This window comes from Mucilaginibacter sp. MD40 (assembly GCF_002288635.1).
Classification (GTDB): domain Bacteria; phylum Bacteroidota; class Bacteroidia; order Sphingobacteriales; family Sphingobacteriaceae; genus Mucilaginibacter.
This window is the reverse complement of the sequence record NZ_NRSW01000001.1, coordinates 3,049,012-3,075,692: the sequence shown is the minus strand read 5'-3', so window position 1 is coordinate 3,075,692 and position 26,681 is coordinate 3,049,012. Positions and strand designations below refer to the sequence as shown.

23 protein-coding genes are annotated in these 26,681 nt (G+C 42.7%); 13 read left to right on the top strand and 10 right to left on the bottom strand.

Going from position 1 to position 26,681, the window contains the following annotated elements; all coding sequences use genetic code 11:
* Positions 1–18: 18 nt before the first annotated feature.
* From ppk1 to CKK33_RS13835, 8 genes are all read left to right on the top strand, one after another.
* Entirely contained in the window at positions 19–2,067 is a 2,049-nt protein-coding gene (ppk1, locus tag CKK33_RS13870) for a polyphosphate kinase 1 (protein ID WP_095704676.1), read from the top strand.
* Positions 2,068–2,069: 2 nt separating this feature from the next.
* Positions 2,070–2,957, top strand: coding sequence for a Ppx/GppA phosphatase family protein (locus CKK33_RS13865; protein ID WP_095704675.1), 888 nt, complete (start codon positions 2,070–2,072; stop codon positions 2,955–2,957).
* A 165-nt stretch (positions 2,958–3,122) separates the two neighbouring features.
* A complete protein-coding gene (locus tag CKK33_RS13860) occupies positions 3,123–3,686 on the top strand; it encodes a UbiX family flavin prenyltransferase (RefSeq protein ID WP_095704674.1) in 564 nt (187 codons plus the stop codon).
* 74 nt (positions 3,687–3,760) lie between these two features.
* Positions 3,761–3,952 carry a hypothetical protein gene (locus CKK33_RS19430; RefSeq protein ID WP_143822962.1) on the top strand — a complete coding sequence of 64 codons (192 nt, stop codon included), beginning with the start codon at positions 3,761–3,763 and terminating at the stop codon, positions 3,950–3,952.
* 87 nt (positions 3,953–4,039) lie between these two features.
* A complete protein-coding gene (locus CKK33_RS13850; protein WP_095704672.1) occupies positions 4,040–4,501 on the top strand; it encodes a PH domain-containing protein in 462 nt (153 codons plus the stop codon).
* Between the two features lie 201 nt (positions 4,502–4,702).
* Positions 4,703–6,022: a tRNA (N(6)-L-threonylcarbamoyladenosine(37)-C(2))-methylthiotransferase MtaB gene (gene mtaB / locus CKK33_RS13845; protein ID WP_095704671.1), complete on the top strand. Its 1,320-nt coding sequence runs from the start codon at positions 4,703–4,705 to the stop codon at positions 6,020–6,022.
* Between the two features lie 31 nt (positions 6,023–6,053).
* Positions 6,054–7,232 carry a prolipoprotein diacylglyceryl transferase gene (locus CKK33_RS13840; RefSeq protein WP_095704670.1) on the top strand — a complete coding sequence of 393 codons (1,179 nt, stop codon included), beginning with the start codon at positions 6,054–6,056 and terminating at the stop codon, positions 7,230–7,232.
* 30 nt (positions 7,233–7,262) lie between these two features.
* Positions 7,263–8,057, top strand: a complete 795-nt coding sequence (locus CKK33_RS13835; protein ID WP_095704669.1) for an inositol monophosphatase family protein — start codon at positions 7,263–7,265, stop codon at positions 8,055–8,057.
* Positions 8,058–8,073: 16 nt separating this feature from the next.
* Here CKK33_RS13835 and CKK33_RS13830 read toward each other — a convergent pair whose 3' ends face one another.
* The 6 genes from CKK33_RS13830 to CKK33_RS13805 all read right to left on the bottom strand — a co-directional run bounded on the left by CKK33_RS13830 (position 8,074) and on the right by CKK33_RS13805 (position 16,189).
* Positions 8,074–8,502, bottom strand: a complete 429-nt coding sequence (locus CKK33_RS13830) for a VOC family protein (RefSeq protein WP_095704668.1) — start codon at positions 8,500–8,502, stop codon at positions 8,074–8,076.
* Between the two features lie 37 nt (positions 8,503–8,539).
* Entirely contained in the window at positions 8,540–8,947 is a 408-nt protein-coding gene (locus CKK33_RS13825; protein WP_095704667.1) for an OsmC family protein, read from the bottom strand.
* 7 nt (positions 8,948–8,954) lie between these two features.
* Positions 8,955–9,383, bottom strand: a complete 429-nt coding sequence (locus tag CKK33_RS13820; RefSeq protein WP_095704666.1) for a hypothetical protein — start codon at positions 9,381–9,383, stop codon at positions 8,955–8,957.
* Positions 9,384–9,404: 21 nt separating this feature from the next.
* Positions 9,405–10,445, bottom strand: coding sequence for a PorP/SprF family type IX secretion system membrane protein (locus tag CKK33_RS13815; protein ID WP_233138218.1), 1,041 nt, complete (start codon positions 10,443–10,445; stop codon positions 9,405–9,407).
* Between the two features lie 5 nt (positions 10,446–10,450).
* Positions 10,451–14,815 (bottom strand): PKD domain-containing protein, encoded by a 4,365-nt coding sequence (locus CKK33_RS13810; RefSeq protein ID WP_095704665.1) that lies wholly within the window; start codon positions 14,813–14,815, stop codon positions 10,451–10,453.
* Positions 14,816–14,950: 135 nt separating this feature from the next.
* The gene (locus CKK33_RS13805) at positions 14,951–16,189 is read right to left on the bottom strand and encodes a nucleoside recognition domain-containing protein (protein ID WP_095704664.1); all 1,239 of its coding nucleotides are present in this window, start codon (positions 16,187–16,189) and stop codon (positions 14,951–14,953) included.
* A gap of 173 nt (positions 16,190–16,362) precedes the next feature.
* Between CKK33_RS13805 and CKK33_RS13800 the strand changes: the two genes are divergently transcribed.
* The 3 genes from CKK33_RS13800 (at position 16,363) to CKK33_RS13790 (ending at position 19,271) form a co-directional block, all read left to right on the top strand.
* The gene (locus CKK33_RS13800; protein WP_095704663.1) at positions 16,363–16,791 is read left to right on the top strand and encodes an OsmC family protein; all 429 of its coding nucleotides are present in this window, start codon (positions 16,363–16,365) and stop codon (positions 16,789–16,791) included.
* Positions 16,792–16,794: 3 nt separating this feature from the next.
* On the top strand, positions 16,795–17,631 hold the full coding sequence (locus tag CKK33_RS13795; protein ID WP_095704662.1) for a maleylpyruvate isomerase N-terminal domain-containing protein: 837 nt from the start codon (positions 16,795–16,797) through the stop codon (positions 17,629–17,631).
* A 275-nt stretch (positions 17,632–17,906) separates the two neighbouring features.
* A complete protein-coding gene (locus CKK33_RS13790) occupies positions 17,907–19,271 on the top strand; it encodes an OmpA family protein (protein ID WP_095704661.1) in 1,365 nt (454 codons plus the stop codon).
* Between the two features lie 65 nt (positions 19,272–19,336).
* Here CKK33_RS13790 and CKK33_RS13785 read toward each other — a convergent pair whose 3' ends face one another.
* Positions 19,337–19,717: an SRPBCC domain-containing protein gene (locus CKK33_RS13785; protein WP_095704660.1), complete on the bottom strand. Its 381-nt coding sequence runs from the start codon at positions 19,715–19,717 to the stop codon at positions 19,337–19,339.
* A 125-nt stretch (positions 19,718–19,842) separates the two neighbouring features.
* On the opposite strand from CKK33_RS13785, the gene gpmA reads away from it, so the two are divergent.
* Positions 19,843–20,529 (top strand): 2,3-diphosphoglycerate-dependent phosphoglycerate mutase, encoded by a 687-nt coding sequence (gene gpmA / locus CKK33_RS13780; RefSeq protein ID WP_095704659.1) that lies wholly within the window; start codon positions 19,843–19,845, stop codon positions 20,527–20,529.
* Positions 20,530–20,540: 11 nt separating this feature from the next.
* On the opposite strand, the gene CKK33_RS13775 is transcribed toward gpmA, so the two are convergent.
* Positions 20,541–23,342, bottom strand: coding sequence for a S9 family peptidase (locus CKK33_RS13775; RefSeq protein WP_095704658.1), 2,802 nt, complete (start codon positions 23,340–23,342; stop codon positions 20,541–20,543).
* A 145-nt stretch (positions 23,343–23,487) separates the two neighbouring features.
* On the opposite strand from CKK33_RS13775, the gene CKK33_RS13770 reads away from it, so the two are divergent.
* On the top strand, positions 23,488–25,059 hold the full coding sequence (locus CKK33_RS13770; protein ID WP_095704657.1) for a PAS domain-containing sensor histidine kinase: 1,572 nt from the start codon (positions 23,488–23,490) through the stop codon (positions 25,057–25,059).
* Here the strand turns inward: CKK33_RS13770 and CKK33_RS13765 are convergent.
* Both CKK33_RS13765 and lepB read right to left on the bottom strand, forming a co-directional pair.
* On the bottom strand, positions 25,053–25,376 hold the full coding sequence (locus CKK33_RS13765) for a hypothetical protein (protein WP_143822961.1): 324 nt from the start codon (positions 25,374–25,376) through the stop codon (positions 25,053–25,055). The two genes, CKK33_RS13770 and CKK33_RS13765, sit on opposite strands and share 7 nt — an antisense overlap.
* A gap of 148 nt (positions 25,377–25,524) precedes the next feature.
* Positions 25,525–26,619: a signal peptidase I gene (gene lepB, locus CKK33_RS13760; RefSeq protein ID WP_095704655.1), complete on the bottom strand. Its 1,095-nt coding sequence runs from the start codon at positions 26,617–26,619 to the stop codon at positions 25,525–25,527.
* Between the last annotated feature and the right edge of the window lie 62 nt (positions 26,620–26,681).

The window sequence follows — 26,681 nt, the reverse complement described above, 5'->3', positions numbered from 1 at the left end:
ATTTGCAGCTACAGCCTTATGGATACTAAGAACGGCCCCCTAATAAACCGGGAAATAAGTTGGTTATACTTCAACGACAGGGTATTGCAGGAAGCTGCAGACCCAACGGTTCCCCTTATTGAGCGTATTAAGTTTCTGGCCATATTCTCATCTAACCTTGATGAATTTTATCGTGTACGCGTAGCTACCTTAACGCGACTTGCTAATTTAAACGAGCGCGCTAAAGAAATTTTAGGTTATAACCCTAAAAAGATTCTCGGCCAGATAAAAAGTATCGTAGTAAAACAGGAGAAGAAATTCAATAACCTGTATGAGAACATTATTGTTAAGCAGCTGGCCGAGGAAAAAATATTTATCCTGAATGATAAGCAGCTTAACGTAACAAGGGGTGAATTCGTAAAAAACTTTTTCAGGGATAAACTTTTATCAACCCTGGTGCCCATCATGCTGGATGATGACCTGCCCATGCCTGAATTGCGCGACAGGGCTATCTACTTTTTCGTAAGGCTTACCAAAAACAAAAAATCAAGGTTTGCGCTCATTGAGTTTCCTGATAACCTATCGAGGTTTTTGGTGCTGCCCGAAACCAATAAGCTCAAATTTATCATTCTGCTTGACGACATTATCCGTTACAGCCTCGAAGACATCTTTTTTATTTTCGAGCATGATTCTATTGAAGCTTATTCGTTACAGCTCACACGTGATGCCGAGCTTGACCTGGATAAAGCGGTGAGCGTAAAGTTTGTTGACGCACTTTCTAAAAGCCTTCAAAAACGCAAAAAGGGTAAGCCTATGCGTTTACTGTATGATAGCGAAATGCCGCCGGATATGGTTGGCTACCTGGTGAAAAAAATGAAGCTGGATAAATCCAGTTTAATACCTGGCAATCGCTATCATAATTTCAAAAACTTCATATCGTTCCCTAACGTGGGACGCCCCGATCTGGAGTATAATAAAAACCCGGCTTTGCCGGTAAACGGGCTGTCATTCGGAAAAAGCCTGATGGATCTTATTGCTAAAAAAGATTATCTCATCAGTACCCCGTATCAGTCGTTTGATTATATCATTCACTTTTTGCGCGAGGCGGCTATTGATCCAAAAGTGCGTGAGATCAGTATTACGGTATATCGCCTTGCTGAAAATTCTAAGATCATCCACGCGCTCATAAACGCCGCAAAAAATGGTAAAAAAGTAACTTGCCTGGTTGAGCTGCGTGCCCGTTTTGATGAGCAAAACAATATTTACTGGAGCAACCGCCTGGAAGAGGAGGGAGTAACCGTACTTTACGGTATTGATGGTTACAAGGTGCACTCAAAAATATGCCTGGTAACCCGCATGGAAAAAGGAAAGCCGATGCATTATGCCTGCCTTTCAACCGGTAATTTCAACGAAAAAACGGCCAGTATATACGCCGATCATAGCATACTTACCGCTGACAAAAAGATCACAACCGATCTGGTGGCTGTATTTAAAGCCCTCACAAGAGGTGTGCTGCCTAAGGGTTTGAAAAGCCTCATTGTATCACCGATTGACTCCCGGCCTGCCATCTATAAGCTTATTGATAACGAGATCAAGATCGCTAAAAGTGGTAAACGGGCTTACATGATATTTAAAATGAACAGCCTTGCCGATGAGCAGATCATTAATAAGCTTTACCAGGCCAGTAATGCAGGCGTGCATATACGGCTGATCGTTAGGGGGATGTGCTGTTTGGTGCCCGGGGTAAAAAACTTCAGTGAAAATATTGAAGTGATAAGTATAGTTGATAAATATTTGGAGCATGCCCGGGTACATATTTACGGTAACGGCGGTAAAGAATTAATGTATCTCACCAGCGCCGATTTCATGACACGTAATATTGATAACCGCGTGGAGGTAGGTTTCCCGATACTGGATAAGGATGTGCAAAGGGAGATACGTGATATTATTGATATACAGTTAAGTGATAATACAAAAGCGCGGGATATTACCGGAAAAAATGTGAACCGTTATCATAAAACGCAGGCTGAATTGCTCACGCGTGCGCAAATAGATACTTATACATATCTGAAAAATAAAAATTTATAAAAGTGAGGTACGCAGCTATAGACGTAGGCTCTAACGCAGTAAGGTTACTGATAGCCGAGATTATTGAGAACAACGGATCCATATCCTTTAAGAAAAATACCCTGATCCGTGTGCCTGTACGTTTAGGTGATGACGCGTTCCTGAACCAGGAATTGTCGGAAAAAAAGATTACTGACCTGGTAAAATCTATGCAGGCCTTCCGTAACCTGATGGATGTTTACCGGGTGACCGATTATATGGCCTGTGCCACATCCGCTTTACGCGAAGCACAAAATGGCAGCGAGGTAGTAGCGAAGATAAAAGAAGACGCTAACATTGACCTGCAGATCATCCATGGCGAAACAGAGGCTAAAATTATTTATGCAAGCCATGCCGAAGTAACTATAGACAAGGCTAAAAACTACCTGTATATTGATGTGGGTGGTGGTAGCACAGAGTTGTCGTTATTCAGTAACGGAGAACTTATTGCTTCACAATCGTTTAACCTGGGTACCATCCGCATTCTGGACAACCAGGATAAAGAAGAGACCTGGAACGAAATGAAAGAATTTATCAGGGAGCATACACGCCACTACAAAAACGTATATGGCATAGGTACCGGTGGCAATATCAATAAACTTTACCGCCTTTCGCAAGAGAAAGACGGTGTACCTATGAGCTATGTAAAACTCCGCGCGCTTTACAATTATTTAAACTCATTCTCGCTTAAAGATCGCATAAATGTGCTTGGTTTAAACCAGGACAGGGCCGATGTAATTATACCAGCCTGCGAGATCTATCTTACTGTTCTTAAGTGCGCTAACATCAAAACTATCTATGTGCCAACGGTAGGTATGGTTGACGGAATCATACAAACGCTCATAGAGAAAAATTTTTCTACGCACAGTTAAAAAATTTTTAACAAATTATTTTTAAATAATTAAAACAGTTCTTACATTTGTATTGCCCGCTCAAAGGGCATGTTTTTCATAGGTAGATGTAGGGTCGAGTACGAGTTATTCGACCCTTTTTTGTGCCTGTAACTTTTCTTCCGTTTATTTGTAGCTATATACATCATGAAAAATAAAATCGTAGTAGCTATTACCGGTGCAAGCGGCTCTATTTATGCCAAATTATTACTTGATAAATTGCAGCAATTGCAAACCCAGTTACAAGAAGTTGCCATTGTAATGAGCGATAATGCCAAACAAGTGTGGCAGTTTGAATTGGATGATACCGGCCATGGAAATTACCCTTTTAAGTACTATGCCAAGAATGATTTTATGGCTCCCTTTGCATCCGGGTCGGCTAAGTTTGATACCATGGTGGTAGTACCCTGTTCAATGGGTACGCTCGGACGTATAGCCGCAGGTGTGTCTGATGACCTCATTACCCGCGCGGCAGACGTGATATTAAAAGAGCGCCGGAAACTGATATTGATAGCCCGTGATACGCCTTTAAATCTTATCCACATCCGTAACATGGCTACAGTAACCGAGGCAGGTGGCATTATATGCCCGGCTACACCATCGTACTACAGTAAGCCTAAAACCATAGAGGAAGTAGCCCTGACGGTAGTTGACAGGATAATTGACCTGATAGGGTTGGAAAATCAAAGCTATCGCTGGGAAGGAATGTAATACCGATTTTACTTTTTAAGGAGTAGCGTTTTTAATTTGCATTAGTTAGATTTGATGTAACCCAATACATCACAGTGAAACGTTATCTCCTTACCCTCCTTGTTATTGTTACCACTTGCTGTAACAGCCTCTTTGCGCAGATAGATACCGTGAATAATATTCCTATGAAGGATAAACTTTACGGGTTGAGTAAATTCTGGTCGGAGGCGAGCCAGAATTTCGCCTATTTTGAAGTTGATAAAACACTCTCCTTTGGCTATATCTAACACAGCCAATAATAAGTAAAAATTTAAACATTAAATTTGATGTAATTAAAAAAACTAAATATATTAGTAACCTTAATAAATCTTAACATGAGTTTCATTGAAAAAAACCTTAGCACAAACGAAAGAATTTTGTACAAATCAAAATTACACTGGATCATTTATTTAAGAGGACTATTCCTTGCTGTTTTAGGCCTGCTCGTGGGTAGCGCTTCGTATGCTGCTTGCGGATTTTTAGTTTTTATAGGGGTACTTAGTTTGATAACCGCCTTTATTGTCGACAAGTCTTCTGAGTTTGCCGTTACAAATAAACGCGTGATCTTGAAAACTGGATTGTTAAGTCGAAAGTTTTGCGAGATACAGTTAAACAAGTCAGAGGGCCTGCAAATCGAAGAGGGAGTGTTGGGCAGGATGTTTGGTTATGGTAAAATGCGGGTTTCGTCAGGTGGTGTTATTGAAGTATTTTCACCGATAGCCAAACCATTTGAATTTAAAAGACAAATCAATAATGCAATTGAAGGTTCTTTCATTGCGCCGTCAGTAAGTTTCTGATATATCAATTACAACAAAGGAAAGCCATTAGTTTACATAATGGCTTTTTTTTGCCCTCTACAGCAGACCGGGTACGTAGTTGATAACCTCCAACCACAGAGAAAAATCAAATCCTGCCCGCCATTTTTACACTCTCGTTAATAACCAATTACTAATCACCAGTTAACTAATTTGTAAAAACCTTATCTTTGCGGCTTGTAAATGAATAAGAAAGTCGCTTTTTATACACTTGGCTGCAAGCTCAATTACTCTGAGACTTCGTCAATCGGCAGGATGTTTACCAATGCCGGTTATGATACCGTGGACTTTACCGACACGCCCGACGTGTTCGTGATCAATACCTGTTCTGTAACCGAGAATGCCGATAAAAAGTGTAAAAAAATAGTAAAAGAGGCGCTCAAAATATCGCCTTCGGCTTTTGTGACCATTGTGGGCTGCTACGCGCAATTAAAACCTCAGGAAATTGCCGAAATACCCGGTGTTGATATGGTTTTAGGCGCTGCCGAAAAGTTTCAACTGGTTGACCATATTACCGATCTTACTAAAAAGCCTAAAGCAGTGGTTTATAACCAGCCGGTTACTGAGGCTAATACTTTTGTGCCCTCGTTTTCAATCGGGGACCGTACCCGCACTTTTTTAAAAGTTCAGGACGGATGCGATTACTCCTGTACCTTTTGTACCATTCCTTTGGCGCGTGGCGCCAGTCGCAGTGATACTATTGAAAGCGCTGTTCAACAGGCGCGGGAAATAGCCGCGTCAGGCGTTAAAGAGATCGTGCTGACAGGTGTTAATCTTGGCGATTTTGGTATCCGCAACGGTAACCGCGAAGACAGGTTCTTTGATTTGGTTAAAGCTTTGGATGAAGTTGAGGGTATCGAGCGCATCCGTATATCATCTATCGAACCTAACCTGCTTAGCGATGACATTATTGAGTTTGTGGCCACATCCAAAAGGTTTGTGCCGCATTTTCATATACCGCTACAATCAGGCAATAACAAGATTTTGGGCTTAATGCGCCGCCGTTATCGCCGTGAGTTATATGCGGAGAGGGTTGCTAAAATCAAGGAACTGATGCCCGACTGCTGTATAGGAGTGGATGTTATTGTTGGGTTCCCTGGTGAAACAAGAGAGGACTTCTTAGATACTTACCAGTTCCTTAACGATCTCGATATCTCTTACCTGCACGTTTTTACTTACTCGGAACGTGAGAATACACCTGCTGCTGAGATGGCCGGCACGGTACCGGGTTCAACCCGCGCGGACAGGAGCAAAATGCTGCATAACCTGTCTGATAAAAAACGCCGCGCTTTTTATGAAAGCCAGTTAGGGAAAACAGATAAAGTTTTATTTGAGGGCGATATCAAAGACGGCCTGATGCATGGCTTTACACGCAATTATGTTAAGGTTTGCGCCAAGTACGACCCTGTACTGGTAAATGAGATAAAAACCGTTCAGTTAACAGCAATTTCACCGGATGGTGATGTTGAAATAATGGAAAGCGAAGAGATATTATCGCATTAACTGTTATATTAGCTCCCAAAGTCATACTCCTATGTTTCCAAATCTTTACTACCTGGTTGAATACTTAACCGGTGCACATGTCAATTTTTTGCAGATCATCCAAACGTTTGGCTTTTTTGTGGCCATCGCTTTTATGGCTGCGTATTGGGCCTTTACAGAGGAGTTTAAACGTAAAGAAAAACTGGGATACATACACCCTTTTGAAAAAACGGTTACCGTAGGCGCCAGGATCAGCAGTTTGGAACTGGTGAGTAACGCGCTATTCGGTTTCGTAATCTTTTACAAGATATTTGATGTAGCGCTAAATTTTGCAGCCGTTACTGATAACCCACAGGCGTTTTTATTATCATTAAGAGGCAACTGGCCGGGTGGTATATTAGGCGCGTTGGTGTTTGCTTACTGGGCGTATTATGAAAATAAAAAGCAGGTACTTCCACAGCCGGAAAGGCGTGTTGTTAAAGTGCATCCGCATGAGTTGATGGGCAGCATATTGCTTTGGGCAGCTATATTCGGTTTTGCAGGTGCCAAATTATTTAACGCGCTCGAGAACTGGGACGCGTTTATGAAAGACCCGGTTGATATGCTTGTAGGCTTTAGCGGGCTAACTTTCTATGGTGGTTTAATATGCGGAGGTGCTGCGGTTCTATATATAGCCAACAAGCATGGAATAAAGCCTTTTACTATGCTGGATATCGGCGCTGCCGGTATGATGCTTTCATACGCCTTAGGCCGTATTGGTTGCCAAATGGCGGGCGACGGTGACTGGGGTATTCCTAATCTGAAAGCCAAACCTAACTGGTTAAGTTGGGCGCCAGATTGGATGTGGAGTTTTAAGTATCCGCACAATGTGGATATGTCTGACTATGGTAACCGCATACCCGGTTGCATTGGTAAATATTGCTATGAATTAAGGCTGCCTGTTTATCCCACTCCATTTTACGAAACGGTAGTTTGTTTAATACTTTTCTTCATCCTTTGGAGCATAAGACATAAAATAAAGGCACCCGGAGTGTTTTTTGGTATCTACATGATCATGGCCGGTGTTGAGCGCTTCTTTATAGAACTCATACGCGTAAATACCAAATACGTTGTGGCCGGTATATCTTTTACCCAGGCGGAAATGATCTCGGTAATTATGGTATTGGGTGGGTTATCGCTTATTTACTTTGGTAATAAACGCTTCGCCAAAACAGGTGCTGCTAACGCTTAATTATATTCATCACTTTTAGTGTTAACGATCATGAACTTCAATCAAATTATTGATAGGGTTATAGATGTTTCTAAAGAAGCCGGACAGTTTATACGCCATGAACGAAAAAACTTTGATGCCGATAGGGTTGAGTATAAGGGGTTGAACGACCTGGTATCTTATGTTGATAAAAATGCCGAGCAGAAGATTGTAAAAGGCCTCGAGCTTATTTTACCTGAAGCCGGTTTTATCACCGAAGAAAAAACAACAACTAAAGTAGGGGAGCGCTACAACTGGGTAATAGATCCGCTTGATGGCACCACCAACTTTATCCACGGGCTTCCTACTTTCTCCGTAAGTATTGCTTTGCAAGAGTTTGACACAACAGTATTGGGCGTGGTATATGAAGTAAATCAGGACGAATGTTTTTACGCGCACAAAGAATCGCCGGCTTACCTCAATGGTACAGAGATCAAGGTAAGTAGTAAGCCGAAAATTGCTGACAGTTTAATTGCCACCGGTTTCCCTTATTACGATTTTACCTACCAGGAAAGATATATTAAACTGTTTACCGAACTGATGCGCAATTGCCATGGTCTGCGCAGAATCGGATCGGCTGCTGTTGATCTGGCCTATACCGCTTGCGGTCGTTTTGAAGCGTTCTATGAATATAACCTTAACCCCTGGGATATTGCAGCAGGCATAGTTATAGTGCAGCAAGCCGGTGGTGAGGTAGTTAATTTTGATGGAGGCGCCGAAGTGTTTCACAAACGTGAATTGTTAGCCACCAATCACCTCATCACCACCGAAATGCTGGATTACATTGCTCGATATTTTAAGCAATGAAGGTAAACGGCCTAAATTAAATATTAGGATCAAATTCAATGATCCACTCAATGCCATACTTGTCCCTGAACATTCCCGCATAAGTCCCCCAAGGGCTATCATCTATCGGCCCTTCAACCTCGCCGCCTGCCGATAAACCGTTAAACAATTGTTCTGCTTCTTCGCGGCTTTCAGCGTTCACTACTATTTTTGACCGGTTTTCGTTTTCGTTCACCGTACCCATAAATGATGGCACATCATTAGCCAATAGCACGTTGCTTTTACCGATAGGTAAACCTATGCGCATTATTTTATGCGCATCTTCGTAAGAAACTTGAAATTGCTCATTAGCCAAATCTTTGAAACGGATAATTTTGGTGAACTCTCCGCCAAGAACAGACCGGTAAAAGTTAAATGCCTCCTCGGCGTTACCATTAAAGTTGATCCACGGGTTAATTGCTCTCATGTATTTTAATTTTGTTGGTTTATAAGTACGGCACTTTTTAAGCGCAGCTTGTGCTGATAGCGATATTGCCGGTTAACATTTTATGAACAGGGCAGGCCTCGGCAATATTTAACAATCGTTTCTTTTGTTCGTCTGTTAATTCACCTTTAAAACTAAGATAGGTTTTAATGTCTGTACCATCATCTGTTTTAAACAACTCAAGGGCTATGGCTATTTCATCAACAATCCACATTTTGCGATCAATGTACATGCGCAAAGTAATAATAGTACAACTGGCGAGGCTTGCCAATAGCAGGCTGTAGGGCGCCATAGCGGTATCACCTCCACCCAGATCAACAGGTTCATCAACCAATATACTATGGCCACCGCTGGTTACAACGGCCTGATATTTTATATGTGCTATATGCGCCTTCGCGGTTACGTCAGGTTCGGGTTGCTGCTGCATTAAATCTTTAATTATCCTGGTCTAAGTTGATTAACGTCCAGTTGGATGTTTTACTGCTCATACCGCCATTATATTTTAAGCTGATGGTAAAACGGGTTTCCTGTTTTTCGCCATCATCAAACTTGGTGTTGTATGAGGATTTGATCACATAAACCGAATCAGACTTTTTCGCGAACTTATAATTATCGTCATTAAAAACCGGGTTTGATCCTCTTACCGTAGGTATTATAAATTGTTTTGCAACTCCGTAAGCAGTATCGCTGTCGGGCAATCCGTCCAGCAAGCTTCCCCCGGAATTGGACAAAGCCCACTTACCCATAAAAAGTCCGAATAAAATAAGCAGCGCTACAATAGCCAGACCGGCTCGTTTAGCGGTTTTGTTTTTAACGGATTTGTCTTTTAAATAATCTCTTGAAGGCGGCGCTTCTCTTCTCATCACACAATATAATAGTTTAAATTAATAGAAATGGTAACATCTGCTGGCGCCATAAAACTTCTGTTCGCCGCGGTCACGAGAGGGTAGGGTGGTTTCGTAGCCGATGCTACCCTCAGTGGTACCGCTGGTATTGCCGTAGTTAATACCGCCGGCAGGCACGTCATGGCTTACACCAAAACGTAGCTTTTCGCCTCCGTCGCGGTTAATAAACAGATCAAATATAAGAGAAATCACCACAGCGCTCGGGCCTCCCGCGCCACCGGTGCGATACCAGGCACCTACGTTTATGCTCTTACGTTTGTATTGCATGCCCGCATTAAGCGATTGCATGTTACCCTGCTTGTAAAATATTACTGAGGGGATAATGTAAGATTTATCTTCATCATCCAGATTATCATCCTGCGTTAGGTTGTACCTGTAGGAAGCGTGTAAAGTACTGCGTATGGGTAGTTTTGATGGCGTACCGGTAAATGATTGATTGGGCCGGTTAATATGCTGGGCCGCGCCACCAATGTTAAAATTTTTAAGGGTGAGGTTAACACCGGCTCCGGCGTCAAAAAAGAACTTGTTATTAAACTGGGGGTTATCGGCACCTGTTGTTGAACCCGGAATAAAACCCGTGCTGGGGTCTATCTGGTCACCAAAAACCAGTTTACTGTAATCTACCGATCGGTTGGTTACCCCGGCCTGTAAACCAAAGGACAACACATAATCCTGCGAGCCAACACTATAAGAGTATATACCGGCTATGTTATTCTTATTTAAATAAGCAGAGCCCTCGCTGCTGCGGGTAAATAATAAACCCAGGCCACCGCCAAATTTCGGTACATTGTAATCAATTGAGGCGGTTAAATAAGTGAGGTTACCAGGTATGGAAGTGTATTGGTTGCGGTAAATGAGGTTCATCCGCAGGTCGCCCTCAAACTGACCGTTAAGTGCCGGGTTAAGGTAAACCGGTGAGTTAAAGAATTGCGAGTACATATGATCCTGCGCAATAACAGCTCCGGCTATTAATTGCAGGGCAAATATCATCAGCAGGCGAAATTTTACTGTTTCCTTCATCTCACTTATCTTATTAAATGTATCACACCCGTACGTTTTGGTAATTCGCCTTTCAGGGAGTTGCCTTTCCATTCCGACCCATTTGTGAAACGGGCGGTAGCTTGCCATATATAAGTTCCCTGGGGTACAGCTACACCATTGTAAGTGCCGTCCCAGCCCTCCGTAGGGGAACCATTACTATCAAGCGCGGTGGTTTGCCACATCAGTTGCCCCCAATTATTAAATACCTGTAGGCGCCATTCTTTTAGTTTTTGGCCTTTGGCTTTAAATGTTTGTAATTCTCTCACGCTTGATGATGGCTGAAAAGCATTTGGTAAAAACAGCTCACCCAAAAATTTGATCTCTATTTTTTGTTGTGAAACATCAAGGCACCCGGTTGGTGATTTGGCTGTTAAAGTAACCGTATATGGCGAGTTTACATAATCATACTGATGCACGGGCGGTGTTAGAAATGGCGATTTTGCGCTGCCGTCACCAAAATCCCATGTGTAGATGAATGATTCTGGCGGAGTGCCATCCACACTTTGCGTAGTATTGGTAAAAGTTACCGTATTATCGGGGTTGACCACGTAAGTGAACGATGGTTTAGGTTTGGGGTAAACGGTTATAGCTACCTTGGCCGATTCCTGTTGCGTGCCGCAGCCGGGGTTTGACGCTTTTACCGATACAAAATAGGTGCCTGGTGTATCAAATGATGTAGTAAAATCAGCCGTAGTACTTGCAGGAACTACCTTAGGTGTGGGGCTTGATGAGTTGTAAATATTGTAATAATAGAACGTACCTCCGGTAGAGGTATTCTCAAATGTTACCGGGTCACCTATGCAAAAAGAAGTTTTACCATCTTTAGCCTGTAAACCTGAAGTGATGCCTGAAGGCGAAACCTGGATATTTCTTGGCGCGGTAGTAACTTCTTTACCGCAATTGTTGACAGCTTTTAAAGACAGCGTCCATGTGGCCTGATGGTCAATAGCGTGAGGTTGGAATATGGCGTCTGAAACATCGGTTTTGTTGATGCTTTCTACAATGTTTCCTTTTTCGTCTTTGAGAACAAACGTATATGACCGGTTATTACCGGGTGAAGTATTTTTAACAGATAATGTTAATTTTCCGCAGCCGCCAAAGCCATCTACTATACTGAAACTTGGAGCCGGTAATTCCGGGCTTACAATAATATCTTGAAGGTACTCGCTTGGACTGCAATTATTTACAATGGTTAGTTTAACCGTATATTTCACATCACTTTTATCAGCAGCTACAGGGAAATAATGCGGCGGCGGATTTTTTTCAGTTGATGGGAGAGAGCCATCGCCAAAATCCCACAGGTATTGTGTTGTTGAGATGTCAGGTGTTGATGTATTGGTAAAAGTTACTGGGCCCGGGCCGCAAATTTGAGTATCACTCGTAAAAGAAGCGCGCACGTCAGGTTTATCTATCACCACAATATCGCTCTGGCTATCAGCGCAAGGTGGTATACCGGATATGGTCCATCTAAACGTATAGGTTTTACCGGGAACAAGGCCGGTAACTAAGGTATTGGGGTCATTAGGGTTTGCAAAATTCACCTGCGGGTCTGCAAGTACAACAGTCCATTTTCCACTAAATGTTCCCGGGTCGTTTCCATGAAGCGTAAACGTCGTCTGGTTACAAATAGATACAGGAGTTGCACCACCGCCTGCATTTGCCACAGGTGTTTGGGGGTTAACGTTAATGGTAACCGGGTTACTGTACACCGCCTCGCATGTGCCTGTGCTAACCATAGCCCTGAACTGGGTGGTTTGAGAAAGATTTTTAAAAGTATAAGTAGCGTTATTTTCGCCGCTCATATCAGTCCATGTGCCTCCTGAGTTTAATACCTGCCACGTGATATTACCTACGTATCCCGATAATGTAATTATGCCTTGGTTGCTATTGGCACAAACCGTTGTTTGGTCTGGAGTGGCCGTTCCTGCTACAGCCTGGGGCAATACCGTTAAGGTTAACGTAAACGGGTTACCCGGGCAGCCGTTTACAGAAGGGGTAATGGTATAGGTAATAACAGCGTTTGTGGTGCCGGTATTGGTAATAAGGTCATTAATAGTGTTACCGCTTCCGGTAGCGCCAAAACCCGTTGCTGTACCACTTGTTAAAGTAGCCGTCCAATTGAAGTTAGTAGCGGTTGGTGAGGTAATAGTATAATTGAAGTTTTTACCGCTGCAAACAGAGCTTATAGGCGAGCTGTTCACATTGGCTTTGGGTATAATAGTTACGGTAAGGGTTTTGGCTACGGTTTTACAAGCGCCGGCAAGCGTGGTAGTAACGGTATAGGTGAGCACTACACTTCCGGCAGAGATATCAGCGGCCGAAGGTGTGTAGGTGGTAACCGGATTATTTGCATCAGCAAAAGCACCTCCTGTGGTTGTTGACCATTTTACAGAAGTTACTATGCCACCCGGCCCTGGTGTTGCTGATAAGTTAACATCGTTACCTTCGCAAACTATATTTGGGTTGGCTTTGGGGTCTACTACCGGGCCGTCGGCAACGGTTATCTGCTGACTATCTGTAGCTACACCGCAGTTATTTTTATGCGTTACGGTGATAGTGTAAGTACCGGTTGTAGGGAAGATGATCTTGGGGTATTGGGTATGCAAATCGCTGCCTGGTGCAAAAGTAGCACCATTGCCGAGAACCCAGGTATAAGTATCTGCTTCTGGTTGGGCGGTGCCATCTAAGTTAGTTGGTGTATCAGCCGAGTTAGGGTCAAAACTCACCGGAGTGTTTACACTGCAAATGGTATTTGACGGTAGTTTAGCTATCGGCTGGGTGTTAACAACAATGGTTTTAACAGGACCGTTTATAGTGCCGCAGCCGGGTGTAATAATATCCTGCCTGAAAGAATAAACACCTATTTGGGTGAAGTTTAATATGGGGTCTTTTAACCCGGCATTAAAAGTAACACCATTGGTTGGGCCAGCGGTTTGTACCCATTTGTAAGTGGTGGTGGTATTGCAGGCATTATCTATAACAGAAGTGTTTACTACAGGGACAGGGCCGGAAGCAAGACAAGCCTGTGCAGGCAAGGTAAAGTCTATTGTTGGCGTGTTCTGCACGCAAACTTTGTGCACAAGATCAGCAGCATCGCATAATCCATTAGTGTTTTCATAATGGAGTAGCACGTCATGCTCACCGTTGGTGGTAAAGGTGTAAACAAATGGTTGCGACAGGGTATAGCCACTTTTAACCAATACACCATCCACATACCATGACCACCTGGCATTTACGTTTTGGCAATTCGCCGAGGGGCTGCTGGGATCATCACCCGGGGCGGATCGGTTTACAAATGTAACGGCAGTATTTGTACAAGCATATTCGGGGAAATCAAATTTATTTTGCGGAGGCGCAATTACTTTGGCGTAGGTGGTTACGGGTTGTGTAATGTTGTCGCAATATATACTAAGGGGCTGTATATCAATTTGGAATACGTTTTTCTTACCGTTCGGGTTGCTTCCGCATGATGATGCGATATATGGATGGCTCACCTTTCCATTTGCTGCAACAATGTCGCAAAAGGTATATGTGCTTGAGGTACCATCGCCCCAGGTTACTTTGTAGGTGAGACCCGGATAATTCTTTTGTATCCCATTATCGGTAGTGATATCAACATTATATTGTAGTGTATTTCCGCTACCCTGACACACGGTACCGTTACCGGTAATGGTAAAACTGTTATTTACTATGTTATTAATTAATTGGTAAGCTTTTATACCCCAAACACCATTTCGCTGAGTTTTAACGGTAACAGTATAGTTGGCCGCATTAGCCGCAAAAGTAGTGTTTAAGGGAAATGTACCCTCATCGGTTTTGGTAAGCTCGTTATAGAAGTTAGCCGTTGCCGGGTTGCCTCCTTCTGATGTGTTGGTAAACGGAAAATTATTAGCGCCGCCATTACATGAGCCGTACACTTCCGGGTCCACACTGGGTTTTATAGGAAAGGATGCCGCACCGGCTTTGATACCAGCAACGGCATTTATACTAAAAACAGCAGAGGTGCCGGGAGTTGAAGGAATGCTTGACGCAACTCTCACCCGGTAATTGGTGCCCGCTGCCGCGTTGTTAGGAATAATGCCGTTAATAAAAGGTACATAAAAGCCTTTGGCACTGCCAATTAATGTTGGTGAGCCAAAGTTACCGTTCGCGTCAGAAAGATATAAGTTAAAAACATTTGCGGGGTCGTTAATGCAGCCTGTAACCGTTATTGGTACAGCAATGGTTGAGCCTTGTCCGTACGGCCCCGGGTCAACCGTGCCGATATTAATAGTTTGCGAGAAAGCAACCTGCTTAAATAGCAGGAAGGAAATTATTAGTAATAAACCCTTTGTAAAAGTTTTGCCCATCAATGCGCCAATCAAAAATCAAATTTAAACCGGGTATATAACATTTACGTTACAGTATATGGCTTTATACGTAAATAAACACAACCGGTTGCGTGATATGCACGCTTTTAATAATTAATTATTGATCGGGGGCGATCAACCAAAAAACAGGTACGAAATAAAAATGGCCGCGATAACACCGGCAAAATCGGCCAAAAGACCCGCCGGTATGGCATATCGCGAACGTTTAATACCTACAGAACCAAAATACAATGCAACGATATAAAAAGTGGTATCGGCTGATCCGTTAAAAACCGATCCCAGCCTGCCCGCGAAACTATCGGGCCCGTAAGTTTGCATAGTGCTGATCATCATGGCCTTTGAACCCGAACCGCTTAACGGTTTCATGTAGGCTACGGGTAGGGCGTCAACAAAGCGGGTGTCTAAGTGAGCTTTCGTAGCCGCCCATTTTACGCCGCTATTAAGATAGTCAAGCGCGCCGCTGTTGCGCAATACACTAATAGCTACCAGCATGGCCACCAGATAGGGTATAATTTTTACGGACACCTCAAACCCGCTTTTAGCACCATCGATAAAACTTTCAAAAACGTTTACTCTTTTACGTAATGCTCCCAGGATAAATATTACCGGAATAGCAAACAATAAAAAGTTGCTCGCTACTTTTGATACAGTAGCGATCTGCTCTTTATCCAACTGGGTGGTGAAATACCACACTAACCCCGCGATAAACAGGGTGAGGCCACCTAACCAGCTCAATATCACCCTGTCAAACAGGTTGATTTTTTGTTTAATGGCTACGGCTATCATACCGGTAACGGTGGCTACATAAGTAGCTATTATACAAGGTAATAACACATCTGCCGGGTCTTTTGCATGTAATATAAAACGCTGCGCTATAATAGTTACCGGTAACAGCTGCAACCCGGAGGTGTGCAGCACCAGGAACATGATCTGCGCATTGGAGGCTGTTTCCTTGTTGGGGTTGAGTTCCTGCAAACTGCCCATAGCTTTTAAACCCAAAGGGGTGGCGGCATTATCAAGCCCAAGCAGGTTGGCCGAAAAATTCATCATCATTTGCCCTGTGGCGGGGTGATTCCGGGGGACTTCAGGAAATAGGCGGCTTAGAAATGGCCCAACTATGCGCGAAAGGAAATTCATGGCACCGGCCCGATCGCCAATGTTAAGGATACCCAGCCATAATACCATATTACCGGCCAGGGGAAGGGCAATGTCCATTACCGAGGCTTTTGAACTATCGAACATCCCGTCAACCAATACCTTAAAGGCATTGGTATCGCCAAGAAACACCATTTTAACGGATGCGATAACAAACGCTATGATAAAAAAGGCTATCCAGATGTAATTTAAAGCCATGTTTAGAATTTCGACTGTGAAGATAGTTCATTTTGTAAAATAAATTACGGTTATGCACCTGCCGAAACAAAAATTGTTGTTAGAGATACCGGGATTTCATGACTGTGTTGTTTGACAGGTTGATTACTATCCGTTGTGTTTAAAACAGTATTTTAGCAAAAATAAATTATATTATGCCTACTATAAAACTTTCAAGAGTAAGCGGTGACTTCGGTTTTGAAGCCGCGGACGAATATGGTCACATCGTAAAAATGGATACCAGCGAGGAAAGCGGCGGTCAGAACTTTGGTGTGCGCCCTATGCAAATGTTATTGATGGGTTTAGGTGGTTGTAGCGCTATAGATGTTATCAGTATTTTAAAGAAACAACGCCAGGATGTGGTTGATTATAAGATGGTAATAAGCGGCGACCGCGAAGCGGGTAAAGAACCATCCCTTTGGGAAACCATCAACATAGAGTTTCACCTATACGGAAACGTGGATGAAGAAAAAGCCAGGAAAGCTGTAGAACTATCACTTAACAAATATTGCTCAGTTGCAGCTACGCTTTATAAAGCAAATGCAAATATACAATGGGAAGTAATGATACATCCTGCTGAATAACTTATGGCGGAGCAGCAAATACCCATTCAAACAATTCATTTGTTTCCGGTATTGGATCAAATGCTGGTATCGCTGCTCCGTTCACTCTCGCCCGAAGATTGGCAGCGCCCAACCACCGCAAAATTGTGGACGGTAAAGGATGTTGCCGCGCATTTGCTTGATGGTAATATGCGTGCTATTTCTGTGTTGCACAATTATGAGCCATCTTCTGATAGTCGTATAAACAACTACACCGATCTTGTAAATTATCTTAACGAGTTAAATGCAACCTGGGTTAACGCCATGAAAAGAGTTAGCCCTCGATTAATTACTGACCTGCTTGAAAGTACCGGGAAATTATATATTGATTACTTACACACGCTTGACCCTTTTGCTGTAGCCAAATATCCTGTGGCCTGGGCAGGAGAAACCACTTCGCTAAATTGGTTCCACATTGCAAGAGAATATACTGAGAAATGGCACCACAACCAACAAATACGTGATGCCATGGGAGATGATTGTTTGCTTAAACAAGAACTCTTTTATCCCTGTGCTCATACCTTTATGCAGGCATTACCGTACCATTATGCTCATGTAGATGCGCCTGAAGGCAGCATCATATCGATTACTATTACCAATCTTTCCAAGTCGAAATGGGCATTAGGGAAGGTGGCTTCGGGATGGCGATTTTTAGCTTTTTCAGAAGAGGAAGCTACTACTGAGATCACCATTTCACCCGATATTGCCTGGCGTATTTTTACCAAAGCTATACCACCCGCTCAAGCCTATTTAAGTGCCGAAATCACAGGTAACACCCGCTTAGCCAAAGCATTTTTTTCCACGGTAGCCGTTATGGCTTAAATACACATTTCAGCATTAAAAATCACGAGTTGTATATTTTACTGTACATAAATAATCATCAAACATTTTGGTTGTAAGGAGTTACAGTGACGGTTTATGGATGCATATTTAAGCTATAAACACTTAAATTAATGCGTTTTGGCCATTTTTAATATATGAGGTTAGAGATGAGAAAGGAATATTGTATATACAATTATTTGCTCTGATGGCATTGTTGTTGCCAATCACAGTTCAATCCGGCTGAACAACCATCCGGGGCATATAATAGAAACAATATGAAAACACATTTAAAAAAAGCATCATTACTAATGACCGGTTTACTGGTTGGCGGTAAACTGTTTGCTCAAACCCCTGACACAACCTTAAGCACAAACAATTATGTACAACCTTTTTCAGGCGGCGGTTCCTTCCGTACCTGGTCTATCGGTGTACATGGTGGATTATTAACCCCCTACACAATTTTTGGTACAAGCGGAAGACAAGATTTTGTAACGCCTAAATCAGAGATAGGCTACGGCGGTTATATCGCAAAACAATTTTTACCAAGCTTTGGTATGCAGGCCGACTTCCTAAGAGGCCAGGTAAGCGGCCAAAATGGCCAACCTGTTAACGGCGTTGCAGGTGCAAGCAGCTTCAATACTAAATTAGACTGGAGCGCTGCATTGAAAGCTAATTTCACTTTGGCTAACATTAACTGGTTCAACAAAAAAAGCGCTATACAACCATACATCAGCGCGGGTGCCGGTTACATGGGCTATAAAACATCAGTAGTTGACGCTACCGGTACAACAACTACCACCAGCAATGGAACCATTAAAGAATGGTTTGTGCCAGTAGGTTTAGGCTTTAAAATTAACATGGGTTCAGGTGTTAACCTTGATTTAGGTTACCAGGTGAACTTTGTACAGGCTGATAACTTTGATGGCGTGAACGTTGGTTCAACTAACGACAGGTTTTCTTATGCACACATCGGTTTAGAGTTTGCTTTAGGCAGCAGCAAAAAACCACAGTTAGCCACTTACAACCCGGTTAACTCAATGCGTACCGAGTACCTGTGGAAAAACCAGCAAACTCAACAAATGCTGCAGGCTCAAATCGACGCTGAGAAAGCTAAAAACGCTCAGTTAAGAAGCGACCTTGACGCAACAAACGCAAATCTTGCTAAATTAACTATCGATAGCGATGGTGACGGTGTGCTTGATGTAAACGACAAATGTCCTAACACACCTGCAGGTACTAAGGTAGATGGTTCTGGCTGTCCGTTAGCTAAACCGGTAATCGTGGTAACTGAAGAAGACCGCCGTGTGGTTAACGATGCTATTGCCAACCTTGAGTTTGACTTTGGTAAAGCTACTATCCGCGAAAAATCATACCCAAGCTTACAGCGTGTAGCCAAACTGTTGGTTGATAAAAACTTCAGCTTGAAACTTGCCGGTCACACTGATAACGTTGGTTCTGACGCTGCAAACCTTAGATTATCTAAAGACCGCGCCGAATCAATTAAATCATACCTGGTTAGCCAAGGCGCAAACCCATCACGTATAGAAGCTGTGGGTTACGGTAAAACTCAGCCGATCGCATCTAATAAAACAGCTGCAGGTCGTCAGAAAAACCGTCGCGTAGAGTTTACGCTTTATTAATAGCCGATACTATATATAGCAAAAGCCGCTCCTGCAATGGGAGCGGCTTTTTGTTTTTATGGCAATCACAGTGAGAAAAAATCTTCCAGGTTACCAAAATAGGTGTCATTCCATCCTTCGGTTATTTCATCATAATCCTCGTCGGGTATGTTAGTATGCCTTAGCTCTACAGATGTTCCGTGTTTGTCGGGGTGTAGTTTTATGGTCACAATAGATTCTTCCGGTTGCCCGTCAAAGTACCATTGTTGTATAATTTTTTTATTTGGCTCAAAATCTATGTTACGGCCTACAATTGCACCTTCCCACATGGAAAACTCCGAGCCCGGTTCCGTCGACATTTCCGAGGGCTCACCCGTCCATAACTGGATAGTTACCGGGTTAGTTAAAGCCATGTATATTTCTTCGGTCGTAGCCGGTATGAGGTAATATTTTTTGTAATCTTTCACTCCGCAATTTAGCAAGAAAAGTTTAAGGCGGGTATCAGAGTTTATTTTTACAAGCGGCTAATAATTGTCGGCTCAAAACCATCGTTACCTAATGATGTTTAAAACGTGTATTATTGCTTAAGAATATGCAAAAACTGGTTTTATTAAGGCATGGTGAGAGTGTCTGGAACAAAGAAAATCGTTTTACCGGATGGACTGACGTAGATCTGTCTGAAAACGGTTTACAACAGGCTGTAGATGCAGGTAAGCTACTTGCTGCTAAAGGCTATACTTTTGATGTAGGTTTTACATCTGTGTTAAAACGTAGTATCAAAACCATGCACCATGTGTTGGAGCAACTCGATCATTTATGGATACCGGTACATAAATCCTGGAGGCTTAATGAGCGCTTTTATGGGGCCTTACAAGGACTGAATAAAGAAGAAACCATCAAAAAATACGGCGAAGAACAGGTATATAAATGGCGCCGCGACCCCCACGAGCACCCACCAGCTATTACAAAAGATGATGAGCGTTTTCCCGGCCATTACCTGCGTTATGATGACCTCACATATCGCGAATTGCCTGTTACAGAAAACCTGAGCGAAACGATGGTGCGCGCTTTACCTTTTTGGCATGAGTGTATAGTACCCGCAATAAGATCAAACAAAAAGGTAATTATCTGCGCGCATGGAAACAGCCTGCGTGCGCTCATCCAATATATTGAAAATTTAAGCGACGAAGAGGTAACCAAACTCGATATTCCAACAGCAACACCCTGGGTATATGAACTGGACGATCATTTAAACTGCATCAGACATTACTATCTGTAATTTATCTACAGCTATTTGTTGCTTGTTTCTAATCCCCAGTCGCGGCCTTTGTTAATAGCAGGTACGCCTTTATCCATCCATACCGGCATAGGAGCGCCTTTTAGGTAATGGTCAAAAAATTGTGCCTCCCTTATGGTGATATCTTTCCGGTTCTGCCGTTTAACCAAATTATGGGCTTCATCATTATACTGTAACAACCAAACAGGCTTGCCCAACCTGCGCAAACCAGTGAACATTTCAATCCCCTGGTACCATGGTACAGCTCCATCAGCGTCGTTACTCATAATTACTACAGGTGTTTGTACCTTGGGTAATTGAAATAATGGTGAGTTACTAATATATAAGTCGGGCTTTTCCCACAGCGTGGCGCCAATGCGGCTTTGCGTTTTTTCATATTGAAACTGCCTGTTTACGCCACTTTCCCAGCGTATACCACCATAGGCGGATGTCATGTTGGCTACCGGCGCGCCCGCCCAGGCAGCAGCGTACATATTGGTTTGTGTGATGAGGTAAGCTACCTGATAGCCGCCCCAACTTTGCCCCTGTATACCAATATGCTCACCATCAACCCAAGGGTTTTTCTTCAACTCTTCAACTCCCGAATTGATGTATTCTACAGCTGATGCGCCAGGGTACCCGGTTACGTAACTAATATCGGGTGTAAAAACAAGGTATCCATTGCTTACAAACCAGGATATAGGCAGGCGGGAAGGGGTAGGTGCCGGTGGTATATAATTATACAATCCGTCAGATAGCTTTTCGTAAAAATAAACGATCATCGGGTATTTTTTTGCCGGGTTAAAGTCTTCAGGTTTATATAAAATCCCTTTTGATTTGTGCCCCTTGGGTGTAAACCACGAAACTAAAGATGCAGTGCCCCAGTTATACTGTTCTTGCTGGGGATTAATAGCGCTTAGTTTTACCTCTTTAACAAGGTCAATAGAACAATACAGATCCGGCGATTGTGTGTAACTTTCTTTAGTATAGATGAATACGCCCGCGTTTTTTGCTTTTTGTAAGGCGCTGTATTTAAATGATGCTGTAACTACCTCATCAGGGTCATCATCGCTATTCAGCGGCTTTTTATAATAACCCCATTGTTTGTTTTCCTCATTTTGAGTAATTAGCCATAGCAGACTTTTAGTAGGTATAAATTTTTCATCAACAGCAACAGGCTCGTATCTGAAACGTAATTTATTACGGCGGCCTATGGCGCCCGTAAAGTTGGTTGCACGACCGGTAACCGGATCTATTTTCCAGATGTCGTACCTGTCATAAATAAGTACATGCTTGTCACTCTCTTCCCAGCCGGCAATACCGTATGGCTGGGCATCATCAGGTACGTCGTTTTCTTCATCACCCATTTTTACACCCAATGATTGAGTGAGTAACCTTTTTTTGCCGGTAGCAATATGGTAACTGTACCAGTTCTGGTTTTTAGCGTTAAACCAAATAATAAAGTTGCCGCCTGGGGAAATACTGTAACGCGCCTTTAACCTGTTGTTTATAAGCATACGCTCCCCATTGAGGGTATTAATGAGATAAGCCTGTTGCAGGCTGCCACCTTCCCACTGTGATGCTATCCGGGCGCCTGTGTCAGCTAATCCTAAAACATATTGCGCATCGGTATTTTCATCGGCAACTAATATTTCTCTGATGTTTTCATCGCCTAATTGTATAAGTTTTTTAGCGCCATCCGCCGGCCTTATCACAGCGAGGTAACTTCGTTTCAGTTCGCGTTGCAGGTTTTTTAGCTGCTGCGGCTGCAAATAATCGTCCTTATAATTCCATATATCCAGCCGTGCATGTTCAAAATCAACGAGTGTTGTGTCAATTGGTTTAGGGATGGGAGCGGTTCCAAAAAAGAGCTTTTCGCCGCTTTTACTGAAGTATACGCGCCCGTCGCCGCTTGCTGACCAGTTAGCAGGCATTCCGTTTGAATTTTCCTGGGCCATTACCACCGCGCTATCTTTCGAAGCGTTGTAGTAGTAAAGCTTAAAGGGCTTAACCAATGCTTTTTCAGGGTTTTTCTCCGAGGTAAAAGCCAGTTGTTTACCGCTTTCATCAAAAGCGATGTTTTTGTAGCTACCCTTGCCTGTGCTTATTTTTTTTAGCGTATCATTAGCAATGTCATACAAAAACATCCCTGAAACTATCCTGGTGTTTTTCTTAGGCGCTGTAACCGCAAATGCCAGCCATTTGCCGTTTTTACTCAATTGAAATTCGTTTGTATAGCTAAATACACGCTTTTTACCGGCCGATGGGTGATATATGGTCAGTTCCGCGCCTTCTTTTACCGGCGGGGCAATGGTGTTGGCAATTGCTTTTTTTGATGTATCGGCTACAGGCTTTTTGGTACTGTCTGTAATACTTACATAGGCAATTACCGGTGCTTTTTCGGCGATTTTAAAAGTTCGGATAGCCGGCTCTTTATCCAAATGCAGGTTATCCAGGTTAATTATTCCGAGGGTATCTTTGGGGAAATCAGCGGGTTTTTTCTTTTTGATCTTTGCCTGTCTCAGATCCTTATAGAAAGGCCTTATCATGCATACCGCGTATTTTGAGTCGGCAGTAAAACGAATGGTATCGGCTCTTGGGATGCTTATTTTGCTTTTTCCATTGGTATTAGTGATATATAAAGCGGCATCACCCTCTTGCGGTTTAACCACATAGGCTACCCATTTGCCGTTATTACTGATACGCTGGCCGGAGATACTTTGCCATCCATCAAAAACCTGATGATCTAAAGGTTTTTTCTGCGCAAATGCGGTGCTGGTAATTAATATAAATAGAGCGGGTAAAAATTTATTCATGCAGGCTGTATTGCTGTTTAAATATCAATATTTAAATTTACAGGCCTGTATAATGAAATGAAAAAGTTACATTTTCATTTTTAATCATTGTAAATAAAACAATAATCCAATCTGATACTTAAACTCTAATTAACCCCGATTTTACATGTCTGAAAATACTGTATCGCTCAACCATCATCAAAAATATCTGGAAGGTGGGGGCGAAATGGGATCGCTTATACGTTCGTTCAACTGGGCTGAAACTGTTTTGGGTACACCCGATACCTGGCCCCAAAGCCTGTTAATTACGATAAGTACCATGTTGCGGTCAAGATTTCCGATGTTTCTATTTTGGGGGCCTGATTGTATACAATTTTATAACGACGCTTACAGGCCAAGTTTAGGTACAACAGGTAAGCACCCGTATGCACTGGGCCGTAAAGGCGCTGATAGCTGGCAGGAGATATGGCCGCTCATACTGCCCCAAATAGAACGGGCCATGAACCTTGGCGAATCTACTTACAGTGAGAATGAGCTGGTGCCAATGTATAGAAATGGCAGCATAGAGAATGTTTACTGGACGTATAGTTATTCTCCTATTATTAAGGAGTGCGGTACCCCGGGCGGCGCGTTGGTAATTTGTTATGAAACTACTAAAGCGGTACAGGCCTTTAATACCGCTGAAGAAAGTAAAAATCAGTTACAATTTGCAATAGAATCTGCTGAGTTAGGCACTTGGGATCTTGACCCCGCAACCAACCGTTTCATAGGAAATAACCGGATAAAAGAATGGTTCGGGCTGACTGAGGATAGCGATATTGCCCTGGCGGATGCCATTGAAGCAATATTGCCCGAAGACAGGAATAGGGTAGCTAACGCCATCAAAGCAACCATGCAATATGGCAGTGATAATAACTATGATATTGTTTATGGTATACAGAACAAATTGAGCGGACAAAAGCGAATTGTACGTGCCAAGGGTAAGGTGGTTTTCAATAATGAAAAAATCGCTACCCGCTTTAGTGGTATTTTACTTGATGTTACAGATGATGTAGAGGTAGAAAAACGTAAAGATGAATTTATAAGCGTTGCCAGTCATGAGCTTAAAACGCCTATCACCTCGTTGAGCGCGTCATTACAAATACTGGAGAAATTGGTGAAAGTAGAACCGGTTAGTGATAAGTTTAAATTATTTACCAATAAAGCGGCAAATAACATCAATAAGTTGGTGCATTTGCTCGATGACTTGCTCAACGTTACTAAAATACAACAGGGACAACTGGCTTTAAGCAAAAATCGTTTTAACCTTGCCGAACTGGTTAAGGATAGCTGCGAACATATCAGCCAGGGGAACGATCATGAAATTACCATTACCGGCGAAAAGGAATTAATGGTATATGCCGATTACAGGCGTATTGACCAGGTGTTGGTTAATTTTATCAGTAACGCTATTAAGTATTCGCCCCAATCTAAAAAGATAGATATACTGGTTGAACAGGATGGGGAAAATGCCAAAGTATCAGTGAGCGACTACGGCATTGGTATAAACCCTGATAAATTACCTCATTTATTTGATAGGTATTACCGTGTAGACGCGCTTGGGCATCAGTTTTCGGGTTTGGGACTTGGATTATACATCAGCTCCGATATTATAAAAAGGCATGATGGTGATATTGGCGTAGAAAGCAAATGGGGCGAGGGAAGTAAGTTCTGGTTTACCTTACCAATAGATCAATAAGACAAAGGAAAATTTATAGTCGTTTGTTCTTCTTTAGCTGGATTCATTGCCCTGAAAAATGCTTTTAGTTTTTCAAAGAAAGTTTTAGCGGCATTCTCTTGCCTGCTTGTAGAAGTTTTATCAGGAGTAGTATGGTCAGTTGAACTACCTGCCATCTCTTCCAATACAAATCGCCTTACACCTTCGTCTCGGTTAATTATCTCGTCCATTTCAGCAAGGTCTTTAAGCGTTGCATGGCCATTCTTATTTTTAGTCCACAAAACCTCAAATCTTTCCTGTGAAAGCGTGCGCCTGATGATATATTTATTGTCTTTCATTATAACTAATATCATACAGGCAACAAACTCAATGCCATTGCTTTAATTATTTGTAAAACAATGGTTTAAATGATACTAATGTATTAATTCGGGGCGTTTATGATACAGCTATGTTCATATACGAACAGTACAATGCCAGAATCAGGAATTAATGAATCATCTTCAGAATCCGGTCCCAACGGATGTGCTTTAAGCCGCTTTGCGTGCTATCTACACTCATCCAGGTAATTACGGCTTTACCCACTATGTGGTCTTCGGGCACCAATCCCCAGTAACGTGAATCTTCTGAATTATGGCGATTGTCGCCCATCATCCAATAGTAATCCATTTTAAAAGTGTAATCATTAACATGCTTCCCGTTAACATAGTAACCGTCAGACTTGTGCTCAAGGGTATTGTGCTCGTAAGCGGTTATCGCGCGTCCGTAAAGGGCCACGGTAGAATCATTAAGTTGAATATGAGTACCGCGTGCGGGTATCAATAATGGGCCAAAATTATCTTCGCTCCATTTAAATTTCTCATTATGTGGGAAAATCTGCGCATTGTATTCGCCGGCAGGATCAATCACTTCCTTAATAGATTTTATGTTGGAGTAACTTTTAAACTGGTTAAGGCTTGCCGGCGGAATGATCATTTCATATACAGTAGGGCTGTATTGCAACCTTACGTCTATTTTCAGGTCGCGTATCATATCCGGGTTCAGATCGGTGCCATCTGTAGTAACCATATATGATGTTTGCCCCTCAGGCGAGTTGGGGTAATATTTCCCGTTGGCATATACCCTTGCGTCTTTTATTTCTATGATATCACCGGGAGTGCCAACACATCTTTTTATAAAGTGCGTCCGCATATCTACAGGTCGTTCAACTGTTTCTGCGGGATAATTAAATACCACGGGGTCACCCTTTTGTACTTTTCCAAAGCCTGGCAGGCGATAATAGGGCAGTTGCCAGCCTTCCCAGTAAGTTTTTACGGTGCCATTAAATATGGTAGACTCTAAAAAAGGGATCGAAATAGGGGTCATAGGCATCCGTGCCCCGTAAGACATTTTACTTACAAAAAGGTAATCGCCAGTGAGCAAACTGCCTTCCATTGAAGCTGATGGTATTGCATAGGCCGAAAATAAGAGCCCTCTGATAATAGTTGATGCAATTACCGCGAAAACTATCGCGTCCACCCATTCGCGGAATACACTTTTACGCTTTTTGGGGCCTTTGTTGCGAGAAAAAAACTTCCAATTCATAAATTATAGGGTTTAGCAGCAGCCGTTATTACGTTTTTAGACAAGTTTAATAAAGTAATGTT

What these genes read in the sequence shown, in the direction of transcription:
- ppk1 (WP_095704676.1), top strand. Translation starts at nt 19, where the DNA reads ATGGATACTAAGAACGGCCCCCTAATAAACCGGGAAATAAGTTGGTTA.
- CKK33_RS13860 (WP_095704674.1), top strand. Translation starts at nt 3,123, where the DNA reads ATGAAAAATAAAATCGTAGTAGCTATTACCGGTGCAAGCGGCTCTATT.
- CKK33_RS13850 (WP_095704672.1), top strand. Translation starts at nt 4,040, where the DNA reads ATGAGTTTCATTGAAAAAAACCTTAGCACAAACGAAAGAATTTTGTAC.
- mtaB (WP_095704671.1), top strand. Translation starts at nt 4,703, where the DNA reads ATGAATAAGAAAGTCGCTTTTTATACACTTGGCTGCAAGCTCAATTAC.
- CKK33_RS13840 (WP_095704670.1), top strand. Translation starts at nt 6,054, where the DNA reads ATGTTTCCAAATCTTTACTACCTGGTTGAATACTTAACCGGTGCACAT.
- CKK33_RS13835 (WP_095704669.1), top strand. Translation starts at nt 7,263, where the DNA reads ATGAACTTCAATCAAATTATTGATAGGGTTATAGATGTTTCTAAAGAA.
- CKK33_RS13830 (WP_095704668.1), bottom strand. Translation starts at nt 8,502, where the DNA reads ATGAGAGCAATTAACCCGTGGATCAACTTTAATGGTAACGCCGAGGAG.
- CKK33_RS13825 (WP_095704667.1), bottom strand. Translation starts at nt 8,947, where the DNA reads ATGCAGCAGCAACCCGAACCTGACGTAACCGCGAAGGCGCATATAGCA.
- CKK33_RS13820 (WP_095704666.1), bottom strand. Translation starts at nt 9,383, where the DNA reads ATGAGAAGAGAAGCGCCGCCTTCAAGAGATTATTTAAAAGACAAATCC.
- CKK33_RS13815 (WP_233138218.1), bottom strand. Translation starts at nt 10,445, where the DNA reads ATGAAGGAAACAGTAAAATTTCGCCTGCTGATGATATTTGCCCTGCAA.
- CKK33_RS13810 (WP_095704665.1), bottom strand. Translation starts at nt 14,815, where the DNA reads ATGGGCAAAACTTTTACAAAGGGTTTATTACTAATAATTTCCTTCCTG.
- CKK33_RS13805 (WP_095704664.1), bottom strand. Translation starts at nt 16,189, where the DNA reads ATGGCTTTAAATTACATCTGGATAGCCTTTTTTATCATAGCGTTTGTT.
- CKK33_RS13800 (WP_095704663.1), top strand. Translation starts at nt 16,363, where the DNA reads ATGCCTACTATAAAACTTTCAAGAGTAAGCGGTGACTTCGGTTTTGAA.
- CKK33_RS13795 (WP_095704662.1), top strand. Translation starts at nt 16,795, where the DNA reads ATGGCGGAGCAGCAAATACCCATTCAAACAATTCATTTGTTTCCGGTA.
- CKK33_RS13790 (WP_095704661.1), top strand. Translation starts at nt 17,907, where the DNA reads ATGAAAACACATTTAAAAAAAGCATCATTACTAATGACCGGTTTACTG.
- gpmA (WP_095704659.1), top strand. Translation starts at nt 19,843, where the DNA reads ATGCAAAAACTGGTTTTATTAAGGCATGGTGAGAGTGTCTGGAACAAA.
- CKK33_RS13775 (WP_095704658.1), bottom strand. Translation starts at nt 23,342, where the DNA reads ATGAATAAATTTTTACCCGCTCTATTTATATTAATTACCAGCACCGCA.
- CKK33_RS13770 (WP_095704657.1), top strand. Translation starts at nt 23,488, where the DNA reads ATGTCTGAAAATACTGTATCGCTCAACCATCATCAAAAATATCTGGAA.
- CKK33_RS13765 (WP_143822961.1), bottom strand. Translation starts at nt 25,376, where the DNA reads ATGAAAGACAATAAATATATCATCAGGCGCACGCTTTCACAGGAAAGA.
- lepB (WP_095704655.1), bottom strand. Translation starts at nt 26,619, where the DNA reads ATGAATTGGAAGTTTTTTTCTCGCAACAAAGGCCCCAAAAAGCGTAAA.